At 62.3% G+C, this 23,031-nt stretch carries 20 protein-coding genes and 1 pseudogene; 11 read left to right on the top strand and 10 right to left on the bottom strand.

Annotated elements, in window-relative coordinates:
* The 3 genes and pseudogenes from GTP69_RS25260 to tsaB form a co-directional block, all read right to left on the bottom strand.
* Window positions 1-239 (bottom strand): annotated as a pseudogene (locus GTP69_RS25260) (hypothetical protein); the annotation flags it as partial.
* A 50-nt stretch (window positions 240-289) separates the two neighbouring features.
* On the bottom strand, window positions 290-763 hold the full coding sequence (rimI, locus tag GTP69_RS25265; protein WP_161057471.1) for a ribosomal protein S18-alanine N-acetyltransferase: 474 nt from the start codon (window positions 761-763) through the stop codon (window positions 290-292).
* On the bottom strand, window positions 760-1,452 hold the full coding sequence (gene tsaB / locus GTP69_RS25270; protein ID WP_161057472.1) for a tRNA (adenosine(37)-N6)-threonylcarbamoyltransferase complex dimerization subunit type 1 TsaB: 693 nt from the start codon (window positions 1,450-1,452) through the stop codon (window positions 760-762). Before tsaB ends, rimI begins: the two co-directional genes overlap by 4 nt.
* A gap of 95 nt (window positions 1,453-1,547) precedes the next feature.
* Here tsaB and GTP69_RS25275 point away from each other — a divergent pair, with 95 nt between their 5' ends.
* A complete protein-coding gene (locus tag GTP69_RS25275) occupies window positions 1,548-1,973 on the top strand; it encodes a thioredoxin family protein (protein ID WP_161057473.1) in 426 nt (141 codons plus the stop codon).
* 2 nt (window positions 1,974-1,975) lie between these two features.
* On the opposite strand, the gene GTP69_RS25280 is transcribed toward GTP69_RS25275, so the two are convergent.
* The 3 genes from GTP69_RS25280 to GTP69_RS25290 all read right to left on the bottom strand — a co-directional run bounded on the left by GTP69_RS25280 (window position 1,976) and on the right by GTP69_RS25290 (window position 8,252).
* Window positions 1,976-2,752 carry a hypothetical protein gene (locus tag GTP69_RS25280; RefSeq protein ID WP_161057474.1) on the bottom strand — a complete coding sequence of 259 codons (777 nt, stop codon included), beginning with the start codon at window positions 2,750-2,752 and terminating at the stop codon, window positions 1,976-1,978.
* An 86-nt stretch (window positions 2,753-2,838) separates the two neighbouring features.
* The gene (locus GTP69_RS25285; protein ID WP_161057475.1) at window positions 2,839-5,112 is read right to left on the bottom strand and encodes a xanthine dehydrogenase family protein molybdopterin-binding subunit; all 2,274 of its coding nucleotides are present in this window, start codon (window positions 5,110-5,112) and stop codon (window positions 2,839-2,841) included.
* Window positions 5,113-5,132: 20 nt separating this feature from the next.
* Window positions 5,133-8,252: a bifunctional diguanylate cyclase/phosphodiesterase gene (locus GTP69_RS25290; RefSeq protein WP_161057476.1), complete on the bottom strand. Its 3,120-nt coding sequence runs from the start codon at window positions 8,250-8,252 to the stop codon at window positions 5,133-5,135.
* 168 nt (window positions 8,253-8,420) lie between these two features.
* Between GTP69_RS25290 and GTP69_RS25295 the strand changes: the two genes are divergently transcribed.
* Window positions 8,421-8,930, top strand: a complete 510-nt coding sequence (locus GTP69_RS25295) for a DUF1993 domain-containing protein (protein WP_161057477.1) — start codon at window positions 8,421-8,423, stop codon at window positions 8,928-8,930.
* A gap of 9 nt (window positions 8,931-8,939) precedes the next feature.
* Here GTP69_RS25295 and GTP69_RS25300 read toward each other — a convergent pair whose 3' ends face one another.
* Together GTP69_RS25300 and GTP69_RS25305 are read right to left on the bottom strand one after the other, a co-directional pair.
* Window positions 8,940-9,128, bottom strand: a complete 189-nt coding sequence (locus GTP69_RS25300; RefSeq protein ID WP_110848442.1) for a DUF1289 domain-containing protein — start codon at window positions 9,126-9,128, stop codon at window positions 8,940-8,942.
* Window positions 9,125-9,682 carry a DUF1415 domain-containing protein gene (locus GTP69_RS25305; RefSeq protein WP_161057478.1) on the bottom strand — a complete coding sequence of 186 codons (558 nt, stop codon included), beginning with the start codon at window positions 9,680-9,682 and terminating at the stop codon, window positions 9,125-9,127. Before GTP69_RS25305 ends, GTP69_RS25300 begins: the two co-directional genes overlap by 4 nt.
* A 241-nt stretch (window positions 9,683-9,923) precedes the next feature.
* Between GTP69_RS25305 and GTP69_RS25310 the strand changes: the two genes are divergently transcribed.
* The 5 genes from GTP69_RS25310 to GTP69_RS25330 all read left to right on the top strand — a co-directional run bounded on the left by GTP69_RS25310 (window position 9,924) and on the right by GTP69_RS25330 (window position 15,124).
* Window positions 9,924-11,297 (top strand): transglycosylase SLT domain-containing protein, encoded by a 1,374-nt coding sequence (locus GTP69_RS25310; RefSeq protein ID WP_161057479.1) that lies wholly within the window; start codon window positions 9,924-9,926, stop codon window positions 11,295-11,297.
* Window positions 11,298-11,496: 199 nt separating this feature from the next.
* Window positions 11,497-12,288, top strand: coding sequence for an enoyl-ACP reductase FabI (fabI, locus tag GTP69_RS25315; RefSeq protein ID WP_110848445.1), 792 nt, complete (start codon window positions 11,497-11,499; stop codon window positions 12,286-12,288).
* 7 nt (window positions 12,289-12,295) lie between these two features.
* Entirely contained in the window at window positions 12,296-13,369 is a 1,074-nt protein-coding gene (locus GTP69_RS25320) for a polysaccharide deacetylase family protein (RefSeq protein ID WP_161057480.1), read from the top strand.
* A gap of 55 nt (window positions 13,370-13,424) precedes the next feature.
* The gene (locus GTP69_RS25325; protein ID WP_229261150.1) at window positions 13,425-13,949 is read left to right on the top strand and encodes a sigma-70 family RNA polymerase sigma factor; all 525 of its coding nucleotides are present in this window, start codon (window positions 13,425-13,427) and stop codon (window positions 13,947-13,949) included.
* Entirely contained in the window at window positions 13,946-15,124 is a 1,179-nt protein-coding gene (locus tag GTP69_RS25330) for a hypothetical protein (RefSeq protein WP_161057482.1), read from the top strand. Before GTP69_RS25325 ends, GTP69_RS25330 begins: the two co-directional genes overlap by 4 nt.
* Here GTP69_RS25330 and GTP69_RS25335 read toward each other — a convergent pair whose 3' ends face one another.
* Both GTP69_RS25335 and GTP69_RS25340 read right to left on the bottom strand, forming a co-directional pair.
* On the bottom strand, window positions 15,125-18,088 hold the full coding sequence (locus GTP69_RS25335; protein ID WP_229261151.1) for a DUF2135 domain-containing protein: 2,964 nt from the start codon (window positions 18,086-18,088) through the stop codon (window positions 15,125-15,127).
* 98 nt (window positions 18,089-18,186) lie between these two features.
* Complete coding sequence (locus tag GTP69_RS25340; protein WP_161057483.1) at window positions 18,187-18,957, bottom strand: hypothetical protein; 771 nt, start codon at window positions 18,955-18,957, stop codon at window positions 18,187-18,189.
* A gap of 412 nt (window positions 18,958-19,369) precedes the next feature.
* Here GTP69_RS25340 and GTP69_RS25345 point away from each other — a divergent pair, with 412 nt between their 5' ends.
* The 4 genes from GTP69_RS25345 to GTP69_RS25360 all read left to right on the top strand — a co-directional run bounded on the left by GTP69_RS25345 (window position 19,370) and on the right by GTP69_RS25360 (window position 23,013).
* On the top strand, window positions 19,370-20,806 hold the full coding sequence (locus GTP69_RS25345; protein ID WP_161057484.1) for a DEAD/DEAH box helicase: 1,437 nt from the start codon (window positions 19,370-19,372) through the stop codon (window positions 20,804-20,806).
* An 85-nt stretch (window positions 20,807-20,891) separates the two neighbouring features.
* Window positions 20,892-21,590: a tetratricopeptide repeat protein gene (locus GTP69_RS25350; protein ID WP_161057485.1), complete on the top strand. Its 699-nt coding sequence runs from the start codon at window positions 20,892-20,894 to the stop codon at window positions 21,588-21,590.
* Window positions 21,591-21,661: 71 nt separating this feature from the next.
* On the top strand, window positions 21,662-22,501 hold the full coding sequence (locus tag GTP69_RS25355) for a GIN domain-containing protein (RefSeq protein ID WP_161057486.1): 840 nt from the start codon (window positions 21,662-21,664) through the stop codon (window positions 22,499-22,501).
* Between the two features lie 62 nt (window positions 22,502-22,563).
* Entirely contained in the window at window positions 22,564-23,013 is a 450-nt protein-coding gene (locus GTP69_RS25360) for a hypothetical protein (protein ID WP_161057487.1), read from the top strand.
* Window positions 23,014-23,031 lie beyond the last annotated feature (18 nt).

The raw sequence follows: 23,031 nt of genomic DNA on the forward strand, positions 1-23,031 counted from the left end.
GGCGCGCCAACCGGGGGCGCTGGCGGCATCGCAGCCGGTGCGGCGATGTACGGCGCGGGCACGGCGGCGGCCTGTGCGACAAACTGCGGCGCGGGCGAGGCAACTGCCGGCATTCCAACAGCCGATGCGACGGCCGATGGCGCATCTTCCTCTGGCCAGCCATCCGCCAACGCCTGCACTGCCGAGACGAACGCATCCCCCTCAGCCTCCGCCGCCCCATTGCGCAATTTCCATTGCACGCCAACTCCCATCTCCTGCAGGAAGGCCGTGCTACGTGCCGACGACTGACTCATACCTGAAACCGCATCACAATCGCGTCCTCGCGTTGCTGGCTGGCCGCCGGGTAATATCCCTTGCGGCGGCCGATCTGTTTAAATCCATAGCGCTCATAAATCTGCAAGGCCCGCGTGTTCGATGGCCGCACCTCCAGCAACACCGACTCCATGCCCAGCCCGCGCGAACAAGCCACCGCCTGGTTCAGCAAAAACCGTCCCAAGCCCTGCCCCTGCTTCTCGGCCGACACGGCCACATTCAGCAAATGAGACTCATCCACCACGGCCATCAACAGGAAATAGCCGAGCAGATGACCATCGCGCTCGCGCAGCACCCACGCCTCGTAATTGCTGTTGAGCGAGTCGACAAAATTGGCCATGGTCCACGGATACGGATACACGCTCTGTTCCAGCGCGAACACCTCGTCGAGGTCGGACGCCTGCATCGGCTCGTAATCGAGCCGCGCCAGATCCCAGACCGGCGCCGTCATGCGCCGCCTTCCTTCGCGGCAGCCATATCGCGGCGCTCGGCCTGCGTGTAGGCGACCTTGTTCCGCAGATACAGCGGTTGCGCCTCGGCCGCCGTGACCGTGTGACCGGCCGCAAAGGCAATCGCCGCCAGCTGCGCGATCTGCGCCGCATGCGGCATCACCTCGGCAAAGCCGCCGGCCGGGAACGCCTCGGCGTACGCCGACAAGCCATTGCCGCACATAATAGGCGAGCCTTGCGGCTGGACGTCGGCCGGCGCCGACAACACCGGCGGCAACACCACCACCAGCGCGCCATTATCAAAGCGATACTGCGCCCAATAGACTTCGCCCATGCGCGCATCCAGCACCGCCAGCACTTCGGCGGCGCCATGCTGCTGATGACAGGCCAATGCCATCGCATCCAGCGTCACCACCGGCACGGCCGGCAGCTTGCCGCCGAACGCCAACCCCTGCGCCACGCCGCACGCGGTGCGCACGCCGGTGAACGAGCCGGGGCCGGAACCGAAGGCGACGGCGTCGCACTGCGGCAAGCTGATGCCGGCTTCGGCCAGCAACTCCTGAATCATCGGCAACACGGCCTGGGAATGGGTACGCACGCCGCTGGAGACGCGGCTCAGGACGTCATCGCCCCGCAGCAGTGCGACGGAAGCGGTTTCGGACGAGGTTTCAATGGCAAGAATAATAGGCATCCCGTATTTTAACCCGCCGCGCTGGCAGGCGCGACCCCGCGCGGGCATGTAGAATACCGTTTTTGGGCCGAGCACGCCCTGATCCGACCACGCCAATGCCTAGCCTGACCCTGAATTCCGATAACCGCGAAGAAATAGCCGCAGCCCTGGCCGGCGACCGCTGGATCGTCGCCTGCCTGTGCGCCGCCTGGTGCGGAACCTGCGAATCCTACCGCGCCACGTTCGACGAACTGGCGGCGCGCCATCCGGACAAACTGCTCATCTGGATCGACATCGAAGACCAAGCCGACGTGGTCGGCGATCTAGACGTGGAAAACTTCCCTACCCTGCTGATCCAGCATCACGAAATGGTGGCCTTCTTCGGCACCATGCTGCCGGACGTCGGCGTCGCCCACCGCCTGGTGCAATCGACCGCCGCCCAGAGCGACGAGGAATTGCAGGAATTGATCATCAACAACAGCGAGCGCGCCGACTGGCAGCGCAACTGCAACCTGCGCGCACTGCTGCGCAACGCGCTGTAAGTTTATTTTTCAGGCGGAATGCCGCCCAGCGCACTGGTCGTCAAATCAAGCTGATTGCCCGCCTGCTGAGAAACAGCGGTATCGCCAATGTGCATCGTGACGCTGCTGGCCTCGCCTTTGGCGAAATGCATCGGGCCACTGGTCGGACCTTCCTGCTGCATGACCGGCGTGGCGGTATAGGTGTCGCCATCGCCGCTGTGGTTGGACACATGCACCACGCGCATTTTCAATGCCGCGATTTGCTGCCCATCCTGACCAGCGATCATGCCCTTGTATTCCACGCCGATCAGGCGTAGCAGATCGACCAGGGAACTTGGGAAGCCGAAGTCCGGCAGTTGATACGCCGTGCGCTCTGCCCTGTCTGCACTGCCATCATCCGCAGTTTGCAGGTCCAGTTCGTTCTGCACATCGATATCGAAATCGACCTTGCGGCCGTCGGCCGTGGTAATAGTGCCCTTGGCCGAAAAATGCTGCTTCTCCTGCACGTAGCTGGAATACGTCCGCACACCATCAGTACCGAGTTGCTCGACGCCGGCGCGATTGGATTCTCCTGTGGTACTGGAAACGTCGAAGCTGAAGACCGCGCCTTCGGCATCAGCCCCCAGCACCTTGTCGGCGAAGGATTTCAGCAGATAGTTACCAAAACTCTCCATCGCCTTCTGGAACGTCGCCGAAGATTCCTGCGCAGCGGCCACGCTGATGTGGCTGTCCCGCATATCAGGCTGCGCTACCGTACCGAAAAACGGCGCTTCCGCAGTAGTACGGCGTGCATTCTGCAAGTTGGTCGCGCTGGTAACCGCGTTGTTAATCGATATCATGATGCTCACCACTGGTTAGCAAGGGAATGAGACTCATGGTACCTCTTTTACAAGCTCAGCGGCAAACTCCTCAAGCGCTTGCCGGTCAGTTTGAAGACGGCGTTGGCGACAGCAGGGGCGATCGGCGGCGTGGCCGGTTCGCCCATGCCTTCGGGATGCGCGGTGCTTGGCAGGATGATGGTCTCCACTTCCGGCGCCTGGTTCAGGCGCACCACCGGATAGTCGTGGAAGTTGCTCTGCTCGACCTTGCCGTCCTTGATGGTGGCGGCACCAAACAGCGCCGCCGACAAGCCAAAGATCACTCCCGATTCGGCCTGCTGGCCAATGATGTTGGGATTGACCGCCAGCCCGCAATCGATCGCGCACACCACGCGGTGCACGCGGATCTCCGTGCCTTCCACCGACACTTCCGCGACCTGCGCGACGATCGTGCCGAACGACTGATGCAGCGCCACGCCATGCGCGCGGCCTTGCGGCGCCGTGCCGGCCTTGGCCACCGCCGCATTCAGCACCGCCAGATGACGCGGATGCTGCGCCAGCAGGTCGCGCCGGAACGTCACACTATCCTTGCCCGCCGCATGCGCCAGCTCGTCGATAAAGCTCTCTTTGAAGAAGGCGTTATGCGAATGGCCCACCGAACGCCAATACCCCAGCGGCACCGCGCTGTCCACGATCACATGGCGAATGCGCTGGTTGGCGAAGTGGTACTGCATATCGAATTCGCCTTCGGCCGTGGTTTTGTCCGGCCCACCGACCGGCAGGCCCAGATTGCGCTTGAAGAACTGATGTCCGATCGAGCCGCTGGCCGATTTATTATCGTAGCCCAGCACATTGCCCGCCGCATCCAGCGTGGCGCTGAAGCGCGCCAGCGCCGCCGGGCGATACACGTCGTGCGTGGTGTCGTCCTCGCGCGACCAGATCATCTGCACCGGGTAACCGTCCGCCTGCTTGGCAATGGCGACCGCCTGCGCCACCATGTCCACATCCAGCCGCCGGCCAAAGCCGCCACCCAGCAAAGTCACTTCCAGCACTACGTTATCGGCCGAGACGCCGCCCACCTTGGCCGCCACCTCCACCGCAAAACCCGGCGACTGCGTCGGCGCCCACACGTGCACTTTGCCGTCCTTGACCTGCGCGGTGCAGTTGACCGGCTCCATGGCGGCATGCGCCAGATACGGCGCGCGGTATTCGGCCTTCAGCGTCTTGGCGACGCCGGCGGCCTTGCCTTCCACCGCATCCATATCGCCCGCCTGGTAGTAGGCGTGGCCGTCCTCTTTATCCAGGCGCATGGCAAAGTCGGCATAGATAGCGTCGCTGGACAGCTTGGCCAGCGGACCGTCGTTCCATTGGATCTCCAGCGCCAGCGCGGCCTGCTTGGCTAGCCAATAGGTTTTGGCGATGACCGCGACGCCGGCACCGGCGCCAGTCTTCTCCGTCAGCGCGGCGGAATAGTCGACTACTTTGATCACGCCCGGCATCTTCAACGCCGCCGCGCTGTTCACACTGGCGACCGTGCCGCCGATCACCGGCGACATGCGCACCGCCGCATACAGCATGCCAGCCGGCCGCGCATCGATGCCGAAGATGGCCGTGCCATTTACCTTGGACGGCGTGTCGTGGCGCGGCTGCGGCTTGCCGATCAATTTGAATTCCTGCGGCGCCTTGAGGCGCACCTCGCCCGGTTTGGTGTTGACGGCTTTCGCGGCCAGCGCGCCATACGCCAGCTTGCGGCCATCCGCATGCAACACGTGGCCGTCCTCGGTGCGGCAGTCCGCCGCGCTGACCGACCATTCGGCGGCGGCGGCAGCGACCAGCATGGCGCGCGCGGTGGCGCCGGCTTCACGCATCGGCTCCCACGCGTCCTTGACGCTGGACGAGCCGCCGGTAATGATCAATCCCAGTTCGCGCGCGACCTTGCCGACCACCCAGCTGACGGTGGACTTCAGGCGTCCCGTATCATCCGGATGGAACGGCAGTCCGTCCTTGAGCATGGCGATATTGCCGAAGATTTTATCGATGGGAGCCTGCACCAGGCGCACTGCGGACAGCGGCACATCCAGTTCCTCGGCCACCAGCATCGGCAGCGCGGTGTACACGCCCTGCCCCATTTCGCTGCGCGGCATGGCGACGGTCACGGTGCCGTCCTTGCCGATGCCCACCCAGCCGTTCAAGGCCACGCTGTCGGCATCCAGCGGCAGTGGATGACTGCCGTTCAGGCGCTGGCGCGGCGGCATCACGCCCCAGCCGACCACTAATGCGCCACCCACCGCCAGACCGCCCAGGATAAAGCGGCGGCGCGATGGTTTTTTCGCTCCCTGCATAAACGTCTCCTGCTTGGTTTTTATTTTTTCCAGCGTACCAGCATATCATCCGCCGCTACTGGACGGCTGTAGAAGTAGCCCTGCGCCAGATTGCAGCCATGGCGCAGCAGGAAGGCCGCCTGTTCTTCGGTCTCCACGCCTTCGGCGATCACCGACAGGTTCATGCTCTTGCCCAGCTGGATAATCGCAATGGCAATCGCTTCGTCATTCACGTCGGTCGAGATGTCCTTGATGAAGGAGCGGTCGATCTTCAGCGTCTGCACCGGCAACTGCTTCAGGTAGGCCAGCGACGAATAGCCGGTGCCGAAATCGTCAATCGCCAGCGCCACGCCGATCGAGTGCAGGTCGTTGATGAAGACCATGGCGTCGCCGGTGTTCATGATCACCGACTCGGTCACTTCCAGTTGCAGGCGTTGCGGCTCAAGGCCGGTGTCGCGCAGGATGTCGGCCACCATGTTGACGATGGAGCCGCGCTCGAACTGCTTGGCCGACAGGTTGACCGCGATCTTCGGCACATGCAGGCCGGCGTCCTGCCAGCGCACCATCTGGCGACAGGCTTCGTGCAGCACCCACTTGCCCAGCTGGTTGATGAAGCCCGTATCCTCTGCCAGCGGAATGAAGCGGATCGGCGGAATCAGGCCCAGTTCCGGATGATTCCAGCGCACCAGCGCCTCCACGCCCACCAGGCGGCCGGTGTCGATTTCCACCTGCGGCTGATAGTTGAGGAAGATTTCGTCCTTCTCAATCGAGCGGCGCAGGAAGGTCTCCAGGCGCAGGCGCTCGACGCCCTCGCCGGTCATCGACGGCGCATAGAAGCTGAAGCCATTGCGGCCGCGCGCCTTGGCCTGGTACATGGCCACGTCGGCGTTACGGATCAACATATTCAGGTCGGCCGCATCGTCCGGGAACAGCGAGATGCCCACGCTGCAGGTGACGAACAACTCGTGCCCGGCCACCATGAACGGCTCCTCGAACATCTGCACCAGCTTCTCGGCGACCTGGCTGGCGCCGTACTGGTTCTCGATATTCTCCAGCAGCACAATGAATTCGTCGCCGCCCAAACGTGCCAGCGTGTCGCCTTCGCGCAGTCGGTCTTGCAGTGCCTTGGCCACTTGCTTCAGCAGCTCGTCGCCAATGTGGTGGCCCAGCGTGTCGTTGACGTTCTTGAAGCGATCCAGGTCGATGAACAGCAGCGCCAGTTGTTCGCCATCGCGCGCGGCGCGCAGCAAGGCGTGCTGCAAACGATCATGGAACAGCAGGCGGTTCGGCAACGCCGTCAGCGGATCGTGGTGCGCCAGGTGGTCCAGCTTTTCCTGCGACTCCTTGGCCTTGGTGATATCGCTGAACACGCCGACGTAATGGGTGGCGCGACCGCGCGTGTCACGCACCGCGCTCACGGTCAGGAATTCCAGATACAGCTCGCCGTTCTTGCGCACGCTCCAAAGCTCGCCGCGCCAGAAGCCCTTGTCCAGCTGTTCCTGCCACATCTCTTCGTAGAACGACTGTTCGTGACGGCCGGAGCGCGTCAGCGTGCGGTCCTTGCCCATCGCTTCGGCCTCGGTGTAGCCGGTGATCTGTGTGAACGCCGGATTGACGGCGACGATGGTGCCTTCCGCATCCAGCACCACCACGCCATCGGCAATGTGCTCGATGACGGTGGCCGACAGGCGCAGTTTTTCTTCCGCTTCCTTGCGCGCGGTGATGTCGGCGTAGACCCAGATGCTGCCCTCATTGGCGCGGTTCTGGTCCAGCGCACAGCCGCTGACCATGCACCAGAAGGTGCTGCCGTCCTTGCGGCGGTACTGGCGCTCTTCGCTGAAGTAGTCGCCCTGCGCCAGCGATGGATACTGGCGCGCGCCGGCCGCTTCAAAGTCGAATGCGGTCATGAAGACGATCGAGGTCGAGGCGCCGGTCATGGCGCCCGGCTCGTAGCCGAACAATTCTTCGCAGCGGCGATTGACCGAGACAATGGTCCGGTGGCGCACGAACATCACGCCGAACATCACGTTGTCCAGAATCGCGCTCTGCTCGGCCAGCAGCGCTTCGATGCGCATTTCATTGTGCTTGCGCTGGCTGATGTCGGAGATGATGCCGTCCACCCATGGCGCATCGCGGTCGGCCTCGGAGGGCTGCGGCTGGCCGTTTTCCTGCACCCAGCGCACGGCGCCGGCGGCGTCTTGAATACGGTATTCGATTTCGTATGGCTGGCCGTCGCGCAGCGCCTGGGCGATGACGCGGCGCTGCTTCTTGCGGTCTTCCGGCGCAATCAGATTGGTCCAGGAATGCGTGGTGCTGCGCATGAATTGCGCCGCCGTGTAGCCGGAGATGTCGGCGATGGCGTCCGAAACGAAATCAATCGGGCCGTCCGGACGGAAGCGGAACACCGCGCCCGGCACCTGGGTGACGATGGTACGGAAGCGCTCTTCGCGCTGGCCGATATCCTCGAACAGGCGCTTGATCGCCACCCGCATCTGCTCCAGCTGCTGCGCCAGGCGGCCCAGTTCATCGCTGCCGGTGACGTCCAGCCGGGTTTCAAAGTCGCCGTGCGACAGGCGGTCGGAGAAGCGCATCAGCTTGCGCAGCGGTTTGATCAGGCGCGCATTCAGGAACAGCACGATCAGCAGCAACGACACGGTCAGCTGCGCCGCCAGCACGAACACATAGGACAGCTGCTTCTCGCGCAACTCTTGCTGGCTGCGGGCATCGTCCATTTCCACCATGATGCGGCCGATGCGCTCGCCGCGCACCAGGATTTCGCGGTCGGCACGATAAACGTTACCACTGGCCACGCGCGGCGAGCGCACGTGCATGAATTGGGTATCGGCCTGGCCGACCACCTGCACTTGCAGCACCGAGCGGTCGCGCATTACCGATTCGACCAGCGAGTGGGCCGATTCGGCATTCATATTCCACAGGGATTCCTGCATGCCCAGCGCCAGGATGTCGGCGTTGCGCTGCAACGATTCATTTAGCGCCACGCGCGCCGACTGCTGCTCGTGCACGCCGATCAGCAGGTAGCTGCCGATAATCGCAGGGATGACCAGGCCGCCAAATACCACCAGCAGCAATGCGCCATAGATGGACAGGCCGTACAGCGCACTGAGGCGGGCGCGGAATTTCTGGTAAATCGTGCTAGTCATGCACCGGCACTGCGTATTGATTAATTTGCATCGTCAGTCTGAGGTTGTTACTTAGTAGGAATTATGCACGGAATATCTTCGCAAATATGCAAAAAAAGTGCCAGAACCGGCAAAAATCCCACAGGCGCGCTATGATCGCGGCTCTTTTCCCACACATAGGAATTCACCATGACCACGTTCTCGATGTACACCGCTTCCATTCCTGTGTTTAAACAGATTCTGAACAGCCTGAGCGCCATCCTCGACAAGGCTGAAGCGCACGCCGCCGACAAGAAAATTGATCCGAACGCGCTGCTGCAATACCGTCTGTTCCCAGACATGCTGCCGTTCACCCGTCAGATCCAGATCGCTTGCGATTTCGCCAAGGGTGCAGCCGCCCGCCTGGGTGGCCAGGAAGTGCCGTCGTATGAAGACAAGGAAGTAACGTTTGCCGACCTGAAAGCGCGCATCGCCAAAACGCTGGCGTATATCGACAGCGTGCCGCAGGCGCAGATCGAAGGCAGCGAAGACCGCGCCATCACCACCGGCAGCGGCGAGAAGACCAAGCATTTCGTGGGCCAGACCTATCTGTTCCACTACGCGCTGCCGCACTTCTACTTCCACGCCACCACCGCGTATGACATCCTGCGTCATAACGGCCTGGAAGTTGGCAAAAAGGACTTTATCGGTTCGTATTAATCGACAGGCTCAGGTATTCCGGCGCGGGTAGCCCTGCGCCAGGATGCGCTGCCAGACGATTTCTTTGGCCTCGGGTGTCATCGACACCCAGTGCGCCACCTCGACCACCGAACGGCCGCAGCCGCGGCAGATTTCGTCAAAGGTGGTCGAGCAGACTGCCACGCACGGCGTGTCCGGGCGGACCGGCAGGTCGCTCATGGCTTTTCCATCAACTTGTCCCAGCCATCGTGACCGAGTTTTTCCAGCGTCTCGATATTCTTATCGAAAATATCAGATGCTTCCGGGAAGGCCTCGACCGCGCGGTCGATGCTGTCTTCGCGCAGCAGGTGCAGGGTCGGATACGGCGAGCGGTTGGTGTAGTTGCTGATGTCGTTGACGTCGGTGCCGTCGAACTGATACTGCGGGTGGAAACTGGCCACTTGCAGGAAACCGTCCAGCCCCAGGTCTTCCAGCGCGGCGTCGGCCACGTCCAGGAATTCGTTGTAGTCGAAGAAATCGGTCAGCACGTTCGGGTGGATCAGCAGCGTGGTGTCGATCTTTTCCGCATCGGTGTCGGCCAGATGCTGTAGCTCTTCCATCAACTTTTCCAGCAGCTCTTCCGGCGTTTCCGCCTCGGTGACGACGTAACGCACTTGTTTTTTGACGTGCACGCTCTTGGCGAACGGGCACAGGTTCAGGCCGATGACGGCCTTTTCCAGCCAATGGACGGTATCGGCGATGACCACATCGCGGTCGATGGCGGGGCTACTCATATTGCTATTCCTCAATCACTACGCAAAAACAGGATTGTACGCACTCTTCCCCGCCGCGCCTATGTTCCTCATTTACTTCCGTCAATTTGCCGGCATCTCGCGCTTATTTAACGGGAATTGTTGCATATAAGAATTTGTCATAAGGGTGACATATTCCTTGACTGATGGGAGGGACCTTCGTACACTCCACGTTTAATTCATAGTCCACGCGAAGTTTCTTCTCGCTAACTCACGGAAAACTATGCAAGCACGCATTCCCAAATCCGCAGTCCTGGCCACGCTGGTAGTGCTACTCGCGCCCGCGCTATCCCAGGCCTACGAACACGCAACAGATCTGCCGACGGTCACTACCGCGCTGTCTCCCCTGCCGAAATTCCCCATTCCCGATGTCGCTTCCCTGAAAACCAAATCCGTCAAACTGGTGGATGAGGATGCTTTCCGCGAAAAAGATGTCTGGGGCCGCATCCGCAGCGGTTACGCGATTCCCGACGTCAGCAATGACCTGGTGGCCAAGCATGTTAACTGGTACGCCACCCGTCCCGACTACATCGCCCGCACCACTGCGCGCGCTTCGCTGTACCTGTTCCACGTCGTCTCCGAGCTGGAAAAGCGCGGCATGCCGACCGAACTGGCGCTGCTGCCATTTATTGAGTCCGCCTTCAACCCGAACGCCCTGTCGAGCGCCAACGCGGCCGGCATGTGGCAGTTTGTGCCGGGCACCGGCCGCGACTTCAACCTCAAGCAGGACGCTTTCAAGGACGAACGCCGCGGCATCCTGGCCTCGACCGACGCCGCCCTGACCTATTTGCAGCGCCTGTACGATATGTTCGGCGACTGGCAACTTGCCCTGGCCGCCTACAACTGGGGCGAAGGCTCGGTGCAGAAAGCCATCAAGCGCAATCAAGCCGCCGGCAAGCCGACCGACTTTGAAAGCCTGGCCGACCTGATGCCGGCCGAGACCCGCAATTACGTGCCAAAATTGCAAGCGGTGAAGAACATCGTCGCCAACCCGCAGCAGTATGGCCTGAACCTGCCGGTGATCGACAATTCGCCGTACTTCACGGCGGTCGACAAGACCAGCGATATCGACCTGACTGTGGCGGCCCACCTGGCCGAACTGTCGGTGGACGAGTTCAAGGCACTGAATCCGCAGTTCAAGCGCCCGGTCATCACCGGCGACGACCAGACCAAGATTCTGTTGCCGAAGGAAAACGCCGAGAAGTTCCATATCAACCTGGCCCAATGGACCAAGGAACTGTCGACCTGGTCGACCCACAAGATCACCAGCGCGCGCGAATCGATCCGTACTCTGGCGTCGCGCTTCCACACGTCGCCGGAAGTCATTCGCCAGGCCAACAATATTCCGCAGAACTCGGTGCTGAAAGCCGGCTCCACCATTCTGGTGCCGAAGATTTCGGCGTCGGTGGGCGACATCGCCCCGGACGTGGCCGAAAGCGCCACCGTCTCGTATGAAGCGGAACGCGCCAGCGGCAAGACGGCCAAGGGCTACAAACTGCCGAAGGCCAGCAAGTCCGACAAGTCGAGCCCTGTTTCGCTGGTGAAAGCCCGCGTCGCGCGCGATAGCGGCAGCAAAAAACACCGCAAAGCCAACTGATGGCCGCCGCCGGACCCCGCATAGGCGGGGCCGGCGGCCGCGATTCAGAGGTTGCAGTCAAGGCTGACACGTCCTACAATCTTGCTCTTGCGTGTCGGGCAATACTTGCACACCTCGCACACTAAAAAAACACAACCCCACTGACGTCGCCAGCCAGCTCTGAGAGCGAGCCCGGCACGCAGTCGCAATCGGAGTCCCTATGGCGTTCTTGCAAGGCAAAAAAATCCTCATCACTGGTTTGCTGTCGAACCGTTCCATCGCTTACGGTATCGCCAAGGCTTGCCATCGCGAAGGCGCCGAACTGGCGTTCACCTACGTCGGCGAACGTTTTAAAGACCGCATCACCGAATTCGCCGCCGAATTCGACAGCAAGCTGGTATTCGACTGCGACGTCGGCAGCGACGAGCAAATCGACGCGCTGTTCGCCGACCTGGGCAAGAGCTGGTCGCAGCTGGACGGCCTGGTGCACGCGATCGGCTTTGCGCCGCGCGAAGCCATCGCCGGCGAATTCCTGGACGGCCTGAGCCGCGAGAACTTCCGCATCGCCCACGACATCTCGGCCTACAGCTTCCCGGCCATGGCCAAGGCTGCGCTGCCGCTGCTGAAAAACGGTTCGTCGGTGCTGACCCTGTCGTACCTGGGTGCAGTCCGCGCCATTCCTTACTACAACACCATGGGCTTGGCCAAAGCCTCGCTGGAAGCGTCGGTACGCTACCTGGCGGAAAACCTGGGCAAGCTGGGCATCCGTTCGAACGGCATCTCGGCCGGTCCGATCAAGACCCTGGCTGCGTCCGGCATCAAGGACTTCGGCAAGCTGCTGGGCTTTGCCTCGTCGCACGCGCCGCTGCGCCGCAACGTCACCATCGAAGAAGTCGGCAACACCGCCGCCTTCCTGCTGTCGGACCTGGCGTCCGGCATCACCGGTGAAATCACCTACGTCGACGGCGGCTTCTCGCACGTCATGGGCCTGAACGCAGAAGACTACCAATAAGCCTTCCATGCTGCACACCCTTAAAAACGCCTCGCTCACCGGGGCGTTTTTTTTGCTCCTCGTTCTGTTCGTCCCTGCCGCGCGCGCCGACGAGTGTCTGGACCGCACCTGGGCGGGCACAATCGGCGACATCCCCGTCACGCTGGAATTCTCCGTTGAGGACCAGGCGCATTACCAAGGCCGCTACCACTATCGCGACAATCTCGCGGACCTGTACCTGGAGCAAGACAAAGAGTCAGGACTCTGGCGCGAATATGATGCCAAGGGCACGCAAACCGGCCAACTGGCACTGACCTGCGAGGACGGCAACAAACTCAGCGGTGTGTGGCGCACTGCGGCCGGCGACAAGCCGCAGCCGCTGGTCGCCGTGCCCGGCAGCAGCGATTCCGAGCAGCGCATCCGCAATCTGAAGCTGCAATTCAGCGCACCGGTGGCGATTGGCGCAAACACCTATCGCAAAGTGACAGCGCCGGGCATCAAGGATTTTTATAGTGTTACGCTGCAAGGCGACAGTGCCGGCATCCAGGCCTTGAACAAGAAACTGCGCGAGTATGCCGTCAGCAATCTGAGCGAGATCGTCGAGTGCGCCGCTTACGGCATCATGCGCAACGGCCCTGGGAATGCGTGGGAAAACACCATTACCACCAGCGTCAGCGTTTGGAACGCCGACCTGGTCGTCCTCAACCGCAGCTTCGACGGGGAGTGCGGCGGCGCCCACGGCAATAGCTGGTTTGGCGAGGAGGCCTATTCCACCCAGACCGGTGGACTGGAGGATATGCGCGGCTGGTTCAAGGACAAGAGCGACTGGCCCATTGGCCGCTACTACGATGAGGGTCCACAGGCGCGCAGCTTGCCCGCACTGGTCTGGCGGGCATATGGACGGATGTCCGACGATTGCAACGAACTCGTCTCCATCGATGAGGTATGGCCGACGGCGCAAGGCCTGGTATTCCGCGTTAGCGCCAACGCCTACGCCAACCGCAATTGCGAAGACCAAGTCCCGATGGCATGGAAAGCACTGACGCCGTTCCTGTCCAGGCTCGGCATACAAAGGATGAAGGGTCTACAGGGCCACAAGTAGCAACTGCAGTGCTACACTTGTTCGTATGTCAACCGAGCCTTCCGATGAATCCCTGATGCTGCGCTACGCCGATGGCGACCTGGCCGCTTTTCGCGAGCTGTACCAGCGCCATCAGCGTGGGCTGTACCGCTTTGTCGCGTGGCGCTCGCCGCGCCGGGATTGGGTGGATGAGGTGGCGCAGGAGGCGTGGATCGGTTTGCATCAGGCGCGTGGGCGATATGTGCCGAGCGCCAGTTTTCGCACTTTCCTGTATCAGATCGCGCGCAACCGGCTGGTAGATTTGCAGCGCCAGTCGCCGCTGCTGTCGGTCGATGATGCGCCGGAACCGCAAAGCCCGGCGGCTGATGCGGAGCTGGAGTCGCAGCAGATGAATTCGGCGTTGCACCAGGCGATTCGCGCGCTGCCGGGCGAGCAGAAGGAGGCGCTGGTGTTGCAGCAGTTCAGTGGCTTGTCGCTGGAGGAGATTGCGACGCTGACCGACGCGCCGATTGAAACCGTCAAGAGCAGGCTGCGCTACGCCATGCGAAAATTACGCGAACAGCTGTCGGCCGGCGTGGCCGCGCAGGAGGAGCAGGCATGAGCAACGGCGATCACAATCTGCAGGATGATGCTGAGCTGGACGATTTCCTCGCCGGCCGCGATGCATTGTCGCGTCAGTTGGCGGCGTTGGCGCAGCCGGAAGCCCCCAAGCAGGTGAATGACGCGATCATGGCATCGATTGAAGCGCAGCTGGCGCAGGAGCGCGCGGCGCAGACGGTGCAACAGGTGCAAGCCGTGGAGGCTGCACCAGCCGCGCATGCAGCTCAAGCAGGCGGGGTCACGCAGGTCGCGACGCGGCGGCCGGCGGCCAATATGGCGCGCTGGCGTGCGCCCGCAGCGCTGGCCGCCAGCCTGGTCGGCGTCTTGCTGCTGACGCTGGAATGGCAGCGTGGCGACTATGCCCAGCAAGCGCAAATGACAGCGGCGGCGCCAGAGCAAAAACCCGTCGCCAGCACACCGCAAGCGGCAGAGCAGCCTGCACCGCAACCGGCGCCGCCAGCCTTGCCAACTGTGGTGGCTGGGCGCGGCGCCACTGGCGGGCGCGATCGAGAGACCACCTCCGTGACGGCGGCCGTATCCGCCGCTGCAGCCCCATCGCCGAGCGGCCACATTGCGCCGTCACCGAGCCCTGCGCGACCGGCACCGGCGCAGCCCGCACCGCACGCTGAGCCGGCCGCCAAGTTGGCGCCGTCATTGCTGGCGGATGCCGACAAAGCGCCGGAGCCGATCATCATCACGCCGCCTGCAGAACAATTCCTGCGCGCCCGCTCCGCCCCGACCGCCAATCTGGCGGCGGCCGTTCCGCCGTCTGTGACGAGTGGGCCGCTTGCCGCGCCGATTTCGCCATCGCCCGCGACAACGCTTTCATATTCATCGCGGTCGGCGCCGTCGATGCCGCCGGCCGCTCCCATCGCCTTGCCGGCGGCACCACCTGCGCCGCCTGCGCCACCGCCAGCACCTGCGCTTGCGACCTCGGCTACGCCCGTCGTTGCGGCTGCGACTGCGCCGACCTTGGTCACCGTCACCGGCTCCGCGCGCAAGGCCATGTCGCCTGCCGATACCGCCCGCGCCGCCGAATGGCTGCACGTCATCGACGAAATGCTGAAAGCCGACCTGCGTCAGGACGCGCGCGAAGAATGGCGCAAATTCAACCTGGCCTATCCCGACTATCCAGTGCCGGAACAACTGGCCAAGCGAATCGACGCCATCAACTGATTACTTCACCTCAAACTCGCCCACCAGCACCGTCTCCCCGCGTCCGCTCAACCGCACCGTCACCATCTGATCACGCGCGCCGGCGCGGCCGAAGCCGCTGGTCAATTTCAGCTGCAAAGTCGTGGCCCCAGCCACCACTTGCTGGCGACTGCCGAAGAAGTTGGCCTCGACCTTGTACTTGCCCGGCATCGCATGCCGCAGCGAAAACTCCTCCGGCCCATAACCGCCAGTGAAGTCCACCGACAAGCGCCCGCCCTGCTCCGTAAAACGATGGCCGTAGTAACAGCGCTCGCCAGTCGGATCGGTCACCCACAAATCCATATCGGAATTATCGGCATCCCAGCTCAGTACCACGCGCATATCGAGCGGCATGTTTTTCAGCAGACGTGGATCGATGCGGCTGGTGTCCAGCTTCACCTTGCCTGGCGACGCGATGATCGAATTCATATCCGCCAGCGCAATCAGCTCGATTTCGGCAAAGCGTCCATCCCATGGACGAATCGCCACCTCGTACAACTGGTCAATCGCCTGCTGCGGACGGCCGGCGGCAGCGTAAGCCAGGCCCAGATCGCGGAACGATTGCGGCTCTTCCTCGGCCAGCTCACGCACTTTTTCGAACACCGGAATCGCCAGCTCAGGCTGCCCAGCCTGCAACAAGCGATAGCCAAGAATGCGCAGCACCTGGCGGTTTTCCAGATCCATCTCCGCCAGGTTGGACAGCACGCGCAAGGCCAGATCGCGCTGGCCGCGCGCAAACAGCTGGTCGGCAACATCGACGTAGAACGCGCTGCTGTTCAGGTACGATGGCCGCTCGTCCAGATAAATCGCATACAGCTGGTCCGGCCGCGCCGCCTTCATCCGAGCGATGTAGCTGGCGTTCGCATCCCAGCGCTTGAGGCTGACCGTGATCTCGCCGGATGACTGCGCTGGTTCCGCAGCCGGCCGCATGTGCCGGTCAGCCGCACTGGCAATCACCACCGGACTCGGCGCGCGCTGAAAGACGCCGGATGCATACGACAGCGGCTCCTGTGCCGGCGCAGGAGGTGCTGGCGGCGCTGGTGGCGGCGAGCGCATCGCCAGCTCATTGGTAACCGCTTTGTCCGCACCGTTCGACCGCCCTGTCACCTCAACCCGTGTCAACTTGTTCTCACGGTACGCCGGGTATGGCGTCGGCTTCGGATGATTGCCCTCCCACCACGCCAGCTTGCGCTGGAACTGCTGCACCACCTGTTCCAGCTGATTAGTCCGACGCAGCGTCAACTCACCGCCGCGCATCCGCTTCAGCGCATCGAAGGCAGCCTGCAACTCGGCTGGCGGCTGCACGTCGTAACGCACATAATCCTCCAGCCGTTCCAGCACCAGCAACGAGGTCTCGCGCGTCGGCATGCTGAACTGCGTGCCCAGCCGGCGAATCGCGGCGCGATGCAATTCATAATCCGCTTCCAATTGATGCAACTTGTAGCCGGCCCAGGTGCGCGCCGCGAGCGGATGCGACGGCCCGTTGGCCGACACCTCGATCAGCAATGGCGTTGCCCTGTCCTGCTTCAGCAACTCCAGCTTCAGCTCCGCCACCGGTGCAATCAGCTTGCCAGACACGCGCAACATGCCCAGCGGCGCATCGTCGTCGTGAATCAACACATCGGTCGCGCCGCGTGCGCTCACCAGCCGCACTTGCAAGCCGTCGGTCAACAACATCTCAGCGGCCGCGCCCGGACGATCGGCCTGTACCGTCACCAGCTTGCCGCCGTTGCGCTCGGCCAGCGCCGACAAGCGCGCGGTATCAGCCGACACCGCCGAGTTCAGCACATACAAGCGCTGTCGCGACGACAACTGCGGGAATTGTTTGCCGCCATAATTCATCAAGCCGTCGCTGACCAGCAGGTATTCGTTGACCTCCGCCTGCGGCTGCCAATCGGCCAGTGCGCTGGCGCCGTCATACACCGTGTCTTGCAGCGACTTGCGCAAGGTCTGCCAGTCGCCATTGACGATGCGGAAACGCTGCACCGCTTCTGCCCGGTCACGCAGCCGGATCAGACGCACCTCGCCATTGCCCAGCGCCTTGAAGTAACGATCCAGCTCGCTTAGTTCGGCATCATGCTGACGCTGCGCGCCGGAGCCGGAACTGTCCCACAGCAAACCCACCACCTTAGGCAGCGGGCGCGGCGTGCGCTGCGTGCTGGCCGGCATCTCGGCCAGGAAATACGTCTCGCCGCCAAACTGCTGCACATAGGTTTGCGGCGCTACCAACGTCGGCACCAGCAACTTAAGCACGCCGCTGGCCGAATACGTCGCGCGCGTCAGCTGGGCCTGATAGCCGTCACCATTGCGCTCGAAGACGATGTCGCCGATGTTGCCGCTGGCTTGCGGCGGCGCCTCGCCGGCTACGGACACGTGCAACGCCACGCCCTGCTCCAGTTCGCCATACGCCAATGGCAGCCGATAGGCCCAGTTCGCGCCTTCGCGGTCCAGCGTCTCGGTGTACGTCAGCTCCACCGTGCGCGTGCCCTGCGCCGGAATCGGAAACACCCGCAACTGGAAATTGTTGCCCTGGGTTTGCTCCAGCAAAGCCGGGTCGATGCGGGTACGTTCGACCGCCTCCAGGATTTGCCGGCCACGTGCCTTCTCGACCGGCACCGCCGCCCGCATCTTGCCCTCCAGATCCAGCGCGAAGGCGCTGATCTGCTGTCCCGGCAACAGCGGGAACTGCAACTTGCCTTCCAGCGGCCGCCGGTTCGGGTTAAAGAACACCATGCGCAGCGTGGTCTGCGCCATGCTGCCGCTGAGCGCGGCGTCCACCTTCAGGCTTTGCAGCCGCACCGGCTGCTCGGCGCCCTGCACCACCATCAGCGGCGGCGCCATCGGCGGGCGCGGCAGCAAAGGCCTGGAGGCCCGCTGCTCCGGTATCTGCGCCTGCGCCATCCCCGCCATCACCAGCAAGCTGGCCACGATTATTCTGTTCCACATAACGATCCCCTTTGCGCCAGCTGATGCCGGCATTGCAGGGTGTATCGTGACGGCAGCTAAAACGGGGTTACGGGATTACAAATAGATACAAATGCGCATCATGGCAAGCCGGCCAGGCTGCTGTAGAACTTGTCGCAATCAGCCATCGTCGGCGCGCTCTGCTGCGAAATGCCCAGCTTGCCGGTCTGCCACGCCTGCAAGCTGCGCTTCTCTTCCTCGGCCAGAGGGCGCATGGCCAGCGCGTCGGCGCGGCTGGTGCGGGTGACCATCAGCACATCCGCCTGCTTCAGCCCGGCCTCGTTGGCGGTGCGCCAGCTTTGCACGGCGCCATCGTAGTTGGCTTTGTGCGCCGGGAACATGCGGCCGCAAGCGCTGCTGACGGCGGTGAGGAAATCGCGCCGGATGCCCAGCTTGACGCTGGCACGTTCAGCATCACTGAGCGGCTGGGCCGGCTTCTCGGCGACCGGCTCCTGCTTCGGCCGCAGCAATGGCGGATCGGCGATCACCTGATCGACTTGCGTCAACAACCCGGCGGCGCTGGCCGGACGCCCGCCTGTACCGCCCAGCGCTTTGCCGTTGCGGAACACATACTGCTCCGGCACCCCGTACACCCGGACCAGCGGGCCGAAATCGGGTATCTCGCGCCATGGCTTCCACTGAACCCGTGCATAGACTAGCTTGGGCTCATGGGGCAAGGCCGCCGCCCGGTCGAAGGTGTCGTCGGCGCCCTTGCAATAACCGCAGTTCAGATCGGGCGAGGTCATCTGCACCACCACATAGTCATGTTTGGCCACGAAGGCGGCGAGCTCCTGCGGTTTCAACTCCGTCACCGGCGCCGCCACGCAGGCCTGCGCCAGCAGACCAGCCATGCCTCCAACAATGCTCCGCCGCATACGTCCTCCCGTCGCTGATAAAAACAGTAAATTATCTTAAAGACAACCAACCGCGCGCACGATAGAACCGCCTCCTCTACACCGCCCTGTACAAACAAGGCAAAACAGGGCATAATAGCTGCCTAGCCTGCAATGCGCGTGTCGATAACAAAGCGACACCGATTGTTCAGCCAGTAGTAAGTTAAGCAGCATCGCAGCCTCAGCGCATCATTCCTGGTGCCCTTATAAAGCCCTCCCGCCTCTGGTGTCGTTACATGACACCGTCCCGGCGCAAAGCTTTTGTGCCGAAATTTCTTTCGATTCTGATTGAGTCATTTCGTTTTGGTAGGCGTTGCTATTTCGCGTTCCGCTATGACAGCGGGGACGCTGGTTTTTACGAAAGAACAGCATGACATTTGAAGCACTTGGTCTCAACACGTCCATCATTAAAGCCCTGACCGACGCCGGCTACACCGCGCCGACTCCAGTTCAGCAGCAGGCTGTACCTGCCGCGATCGCAGGCAAGGACTTGTTAGTTTCCTCGCAAACTGGTTCCGGCAAGACTGCAGCCTTTATGCTGCCGTCGCTGCACCGTTTGTCCGAGATCGATCCGGCCACCGCCGGCAAGACTCCTAATCAAGAAATGCAAGCCGCCCGTGCCCGTGGCGAGCGTCCACGTTTCAAAGCTGCACAGCCAAAAATGCTGGTGTTGACCCCGACCCGCGAACTGGCTCTGCAAGTCACCACCAATACCGACAAATACAGCGTCAACCTGCGCCGCATCAAGGCCGTGTCGATCCTGGGCGGTATGCCTTACCCTAAGCAGATGCAACTGCTGGCCAAGAATCCTGAAATCCTGGTGGCCACCCCAGGCCGTCTGATCGACCACATGGAATCGGGCAAGATCGACTTCTCGCAACTGGAAATCCTGGTGCTGGACGAAGCCGACCGCATGCTGGACATGGGTTTCATCGACGACATCGAGAAAATCGTTGCCGCCACCCCGGCCAACCGTCAAACCATGCTGTTCTCGGCCACGCTGGACGGCGTCGTCGGCAACATGGCGCGCCGCATCACCAAAGATCCGCAAGTGATCCAGATCCTGAGCGCCGCCAACAAGCACGAAAACATCACCCAGCGCGTGCACTTCGTCGACGACCTGTCGCACAAGAATCGCCTGCTGGACCACCTGCTGCGCGACGAAACCCTGGACCAGGCTGTTGTGTTCACCGCCACCAAGCGTGACGCCGACACCATCGCCGACCGTCTGAACATCGCCGGTTTCTCGGCTGCCGCCCTGCACGGCGACATGCATCAGGGCGCGCGTAACCGCACCCTGGACAGCCTGCGTCGCGGTTCGGTCAAGATCCTGATCGCTACCGACGTCGCGGCGCGCGGTATCGACGTCCCATCGATCACCCACGTGTTCAACTACGATCTGCCGAAGTTCCCGGAAGATTACGTCCACCGCATCGGTCGTACCGGCCGCGCTGGCCGTAACGGTCACGCCATCTCGCTGGTCAACCACGCAGAAGGCATGAACGTCAAACGCATCGAACGCTTCACCAAGCAACTGATTCCGGTGAATGTGGTCGAAGGCTACGAGCCGAAGAAAACCGCTTCGGCGCCACGCTCGTCGGCACGTCCAGGCGGCTGGAAACCAGGCGACAACCGTGGCGGCGCCAAGCCAGGCCAGCGTTCGTTCAGCAAGCCAGGCAGCAGCAGCGCCGGCGCACCACGCCGTGAAGGCAGCGGCGCTTCGGGCGAAGGCTACAAAGGCGGCGGCTACAAAGGCAGCAACCCACGCAGCAACGACGGCCAGCGCCGCACCTACGGCGACCGTTAATCGTTCGTCAGCGCTAGCGTCTGAATGAAAAAGGCCACCAGAGCAATCTGGTGGCCTTTTTTGCATTAAATGCTATGCTGTCGAAATGAAAACACCATTCACTTCCCTCCTGCTCGCGCTGGCCCTCGGCGCCGGCCTGCATCAGACTGGCGCCGCCCAGAATATCAATCTGGAGCCCAAGTATGGCCTGGTGGCCAAGACCGAGCAGCAGCAAGCTGCCGATCAGCATTTTCTCGATGAGGTCGACCGGCAGACCGGCGGCGACCGCGCCAAGGCGGCGGAGCAGATCGCGCTGCTGGGCTGGAGCTTTGTGCGCAAAAATGCGCCGCAAGACGCCATGCGGCGCTTCAACCAGGCGTGGCTGCTGGATCACTCAAACGGGCTGGCCTTGTGGGGCATGGCGGTGATGGAAAGCGCCAAGGGCAAGCGCCCCGAGGCGCTCAAGCTGATGACCGAAGCCGAGCCTAAATTGCGGGGCAATGTGGATTTCGAGGTGGACTATGCCAAAGCCGTATCGGTAGTCGGCCTGCAAACCAAGGACAAAGCGCTGCTGGCAGACGCGGCCAAACGCTTCGACGCCATCTACCAGCAGCACCCGGATCACGCCGCCAATCTGCAAAACTGGGCCATTCTGCTGTACTACGCGGGCGACTATGCCGGCGCCTGGAGCAAGATCCAGTTGGCTGAGAAAGCACCCGGCACCATGCCGATGGACGCGAAGTTCATCGCGGCGCTGGAAGCCAAAATGGCCCGGCCGGGCGCGGACTCAATCAGCGGGAAGTGACTTCGCAGCCGCCGATAAACGACGCGGCAAACTGCGGTTTAACACTCAATATATCGAAATAAGGATCGTCGATGCGCCCAACCTTGCTATTTTTCCTGATGCTGCTGAGTGCCGGCTGTGCGACAGTAGCGTGGTCTCCACACGGCGATTTGACTAACGGTAGCGGCAATGTGACACAGTCACGGATAGCCGTCTCAGGTGCAAGCGAGCTGGAGCTGGAAAACATCATGCATCTGAATGTGCTGCTTGACGTAACGGTTGGCAGTACGCCGCAGCTGGTCATCGAGGCAGACGACAATCTGCTGCCATTTATCCACCATGTGGAAAGCGGCGGCCAGATAAAAATTTGGACTACGGGCAATCTGGTCAGCGCACACGCGGTGCGCATCCGGTACGCGACGCCGCAGCTGGCTCGGCTCAAGGTCAAGGGTTCAGTACAGGTAGCAGTCAGCGGCTTGCGCGGCACAGCGCTGGCGCTGGACAATCAAGGTGCATCAAAAATTGTGCTGGACGGCGTGGTGCATACCTTGGCGCTGACCAGCAGCGGTGCGGGCGATGTGCACGCTGAAAAGCTGATATGCAACTCGGCGGACATCAAGCTGTATGGCTCCGGCGATCTTTTTCTAGGAACGGTCCAGGGCGAGCAGGTCAAGATTGATACCAGCGGCTCGTCCGATATCACCATCGGCGGCACGGTGAACAGTTTGCTGGCAGACAGCGCAGGCTCAGGTCAGCTGTTGCTGGCAAAGCTGGCGACGCGTGACGCGCGTGTAGCGGTAAATGGCTCGGCCAGGGCCGAGATCAACGTCAGCGGCAATGTGGAGGTCAGCAGCGGCGGCGCATCCAAGGTCATTGTTCATGGACAGCCTCAGCACCGTAGTCTTAAAGGCCCGGCCATCGAGATACTGTAAAACCAATGAAAAAAATAGCCCAGCTGCCGCAACATAAAATAATCCCGCTGCTACTGTTTCTATTGCTCCCCATCAGAGCCAGCGCCGCCGACCTTATCCCCGCCCATCTGACCGGCGCATGGGGCACAGGCGCCTCGCTCTACGACGGCAAGCAGGAGCAAGCCGATGTGTATTTGCTGCCGGACGGGTTGGGCATGATGGCCGGTTCGAGCGCGCCAGCGCACCGCGCCGATGGTGTCGATGACGGCAAGCCGGGGCCACGCGCCATCGTCGGCTACCCGGTGCACGCCAAAATGGACAGCGACACACTGGTGCTGCATCCCTTCCTTCCGGCAGGCGTGCCGGGCATGAAAGCAGAATTCGACATCAACTGCCGTTACGCGCAGGCGGACAAGACGCTGACCTGCACCTGGCCAGACAACAAATCCATTCTGCTGAAGCGACGCGGCGACACCGTGCCGGCGGAGGTCATGCGCATGACCGACCAGGTCGAGCCTAAAAACAAGCGATAAGCGCGCCATAGGCCTGTC

It is taken from the genome of Duganella levis, assembly GCF_009857605.1.
Taxonomy (GTDB): domain Bacteria; phylum Pseudomonadota; class Gammaproteobacteria; order Burkholderiales; family Burkholderiaceae_D; genus Rugamonas; species Rugamonas levis.

Excerpts from the sequence above, each read along its gene's own strand:
- rimI (WP_161057471.1), bottom strand. The coding sequence starts at position 763 with ATGACGGCGCCGGTCTGGGATCTGGCGCGGCTCGATTACGAGCCGATG.
- tsaB (WP_161057472.1), bottom strand. The coding sequence starts at position 1,452 with ATGCCTATTATTCTTGCCATTGAAACCTCGTCCGAAACCGCTTCCGTC.
- GTP69_RS25275 (WP_161057473.1), top strand. The coding sequence starts at position 1,548 with ATGCCTAGCCTGACCCTGAATTCCGATAACCGCGAAGAAATAGCCGCA.
- GTP69_RS25285 (WP_161057475.1), bottom strand. The coding sequence starts at position 5,112 with ATGCAGGGAGCGAAAAAACCATCGCGCCGCCGCTTTATCCTGGGCGGT.
- GTP69_RS25290 (WP_161057476.1), bottom strand. The coding sequence starts at position 8,252 with ATGACTAGCACGATTTACCAGAAATTCCGCGCCCGCCTCAGTGCGCTG.
- GTP69_RS25295 (WP_161057477.1), top strand. The coding sequence starts at position 8,421 with ATGACCACGTTCTCGATGTACACCGCTTCCATTCCTGTGTTTAAACAG.
- GTP69_RS25300 (WP_110848442.1), bottom strand. The coding sequence starts at position 9,128 with ATGAGCGACCTGCCGGTCCGCCCGGACACGCCGTGCGTGGCAGTCTGC.
- GTP69_RS25305 (WP_161057478.1), bottom strand. The coding sequence starts at position 9,682 with ATGAGTAGCCCCGCCATCGACCGCGATGTGGTCATCGCCGATACCGTC.
- GTP69_RS25310 (WP_161057479.1), top strand. The coding sequence starts at position 9,924 with ATGCAAGCACGCATTCCCAAATCCGCAGTCCTGGCCACGCTGGTAGTG.
- fabI (WP_110848445.1), top strand. The coding sequence starts at position 11,497 with ATGGCGTTCTTGCAAGGCAAAAAAATCCTCATCACTGGTTTGCTGTCG.
- GTP69_RS25320 (WP_161057480.1), top strand. The coding sequence starts at position 12,296 with ATGCTGCACACCCTTAAAAACGCCTCGCTCACCGGGGCGTTTTTTTTG.
- GTP69_RS25325 (WP_229261150.1), top strand. The coding sequence starts at position 13,425 with ATGCTGCGCTACGCCGATGGCGACCTGGCCGCTTTTCGCGAGCTGTAC.
- GTP69_RS25330 (WP_161057482.1), top strand. The coding sequence starts at position 13,946 with ATGAGCAACGGCGATCACAATCTGCAGGATGATGCTGAGCTGGACGAT.
- GTP69_RS25335 (WP_229261151.1), bottom strand. The coding sequence starts at position 18,088 with ATGTGGAACAGAATAATCGTGGCCAGCTTGCTGGTGATGGCGGGGATG.
- GTP69_RS25340 (WP_161057483.1), bottom strand. The coding sequence starts at position 18,957 with ATGGCTGGTCTGCTGGCGCAGGCCTGCGTGGCGGCGCCGGTGACGGAG.
- GTP69_RS25345 (WP_161057484.1), top strand. The coding sequence starts at position 19,370 with ATGACATTTGAAGCACTTGGTCTCAACACGTCCATCATTAAAGCCCTG.
- GTP69_RS25350 (WP_161057485.1), top strand. The coding sequence starts at position 20,892 with ATGAAAACACCATTCACTTCCCTCCTGCTCGCGCTGGCCCTCGGCGCC.
- GTP69_RS25355 (WP_161057486.1), top strand. The coding sequence starts at position 21,662 with ATGCGCCCAACCTTGCTATTTTTCCTGATGCTGCTGAGTGCCGGCTGT.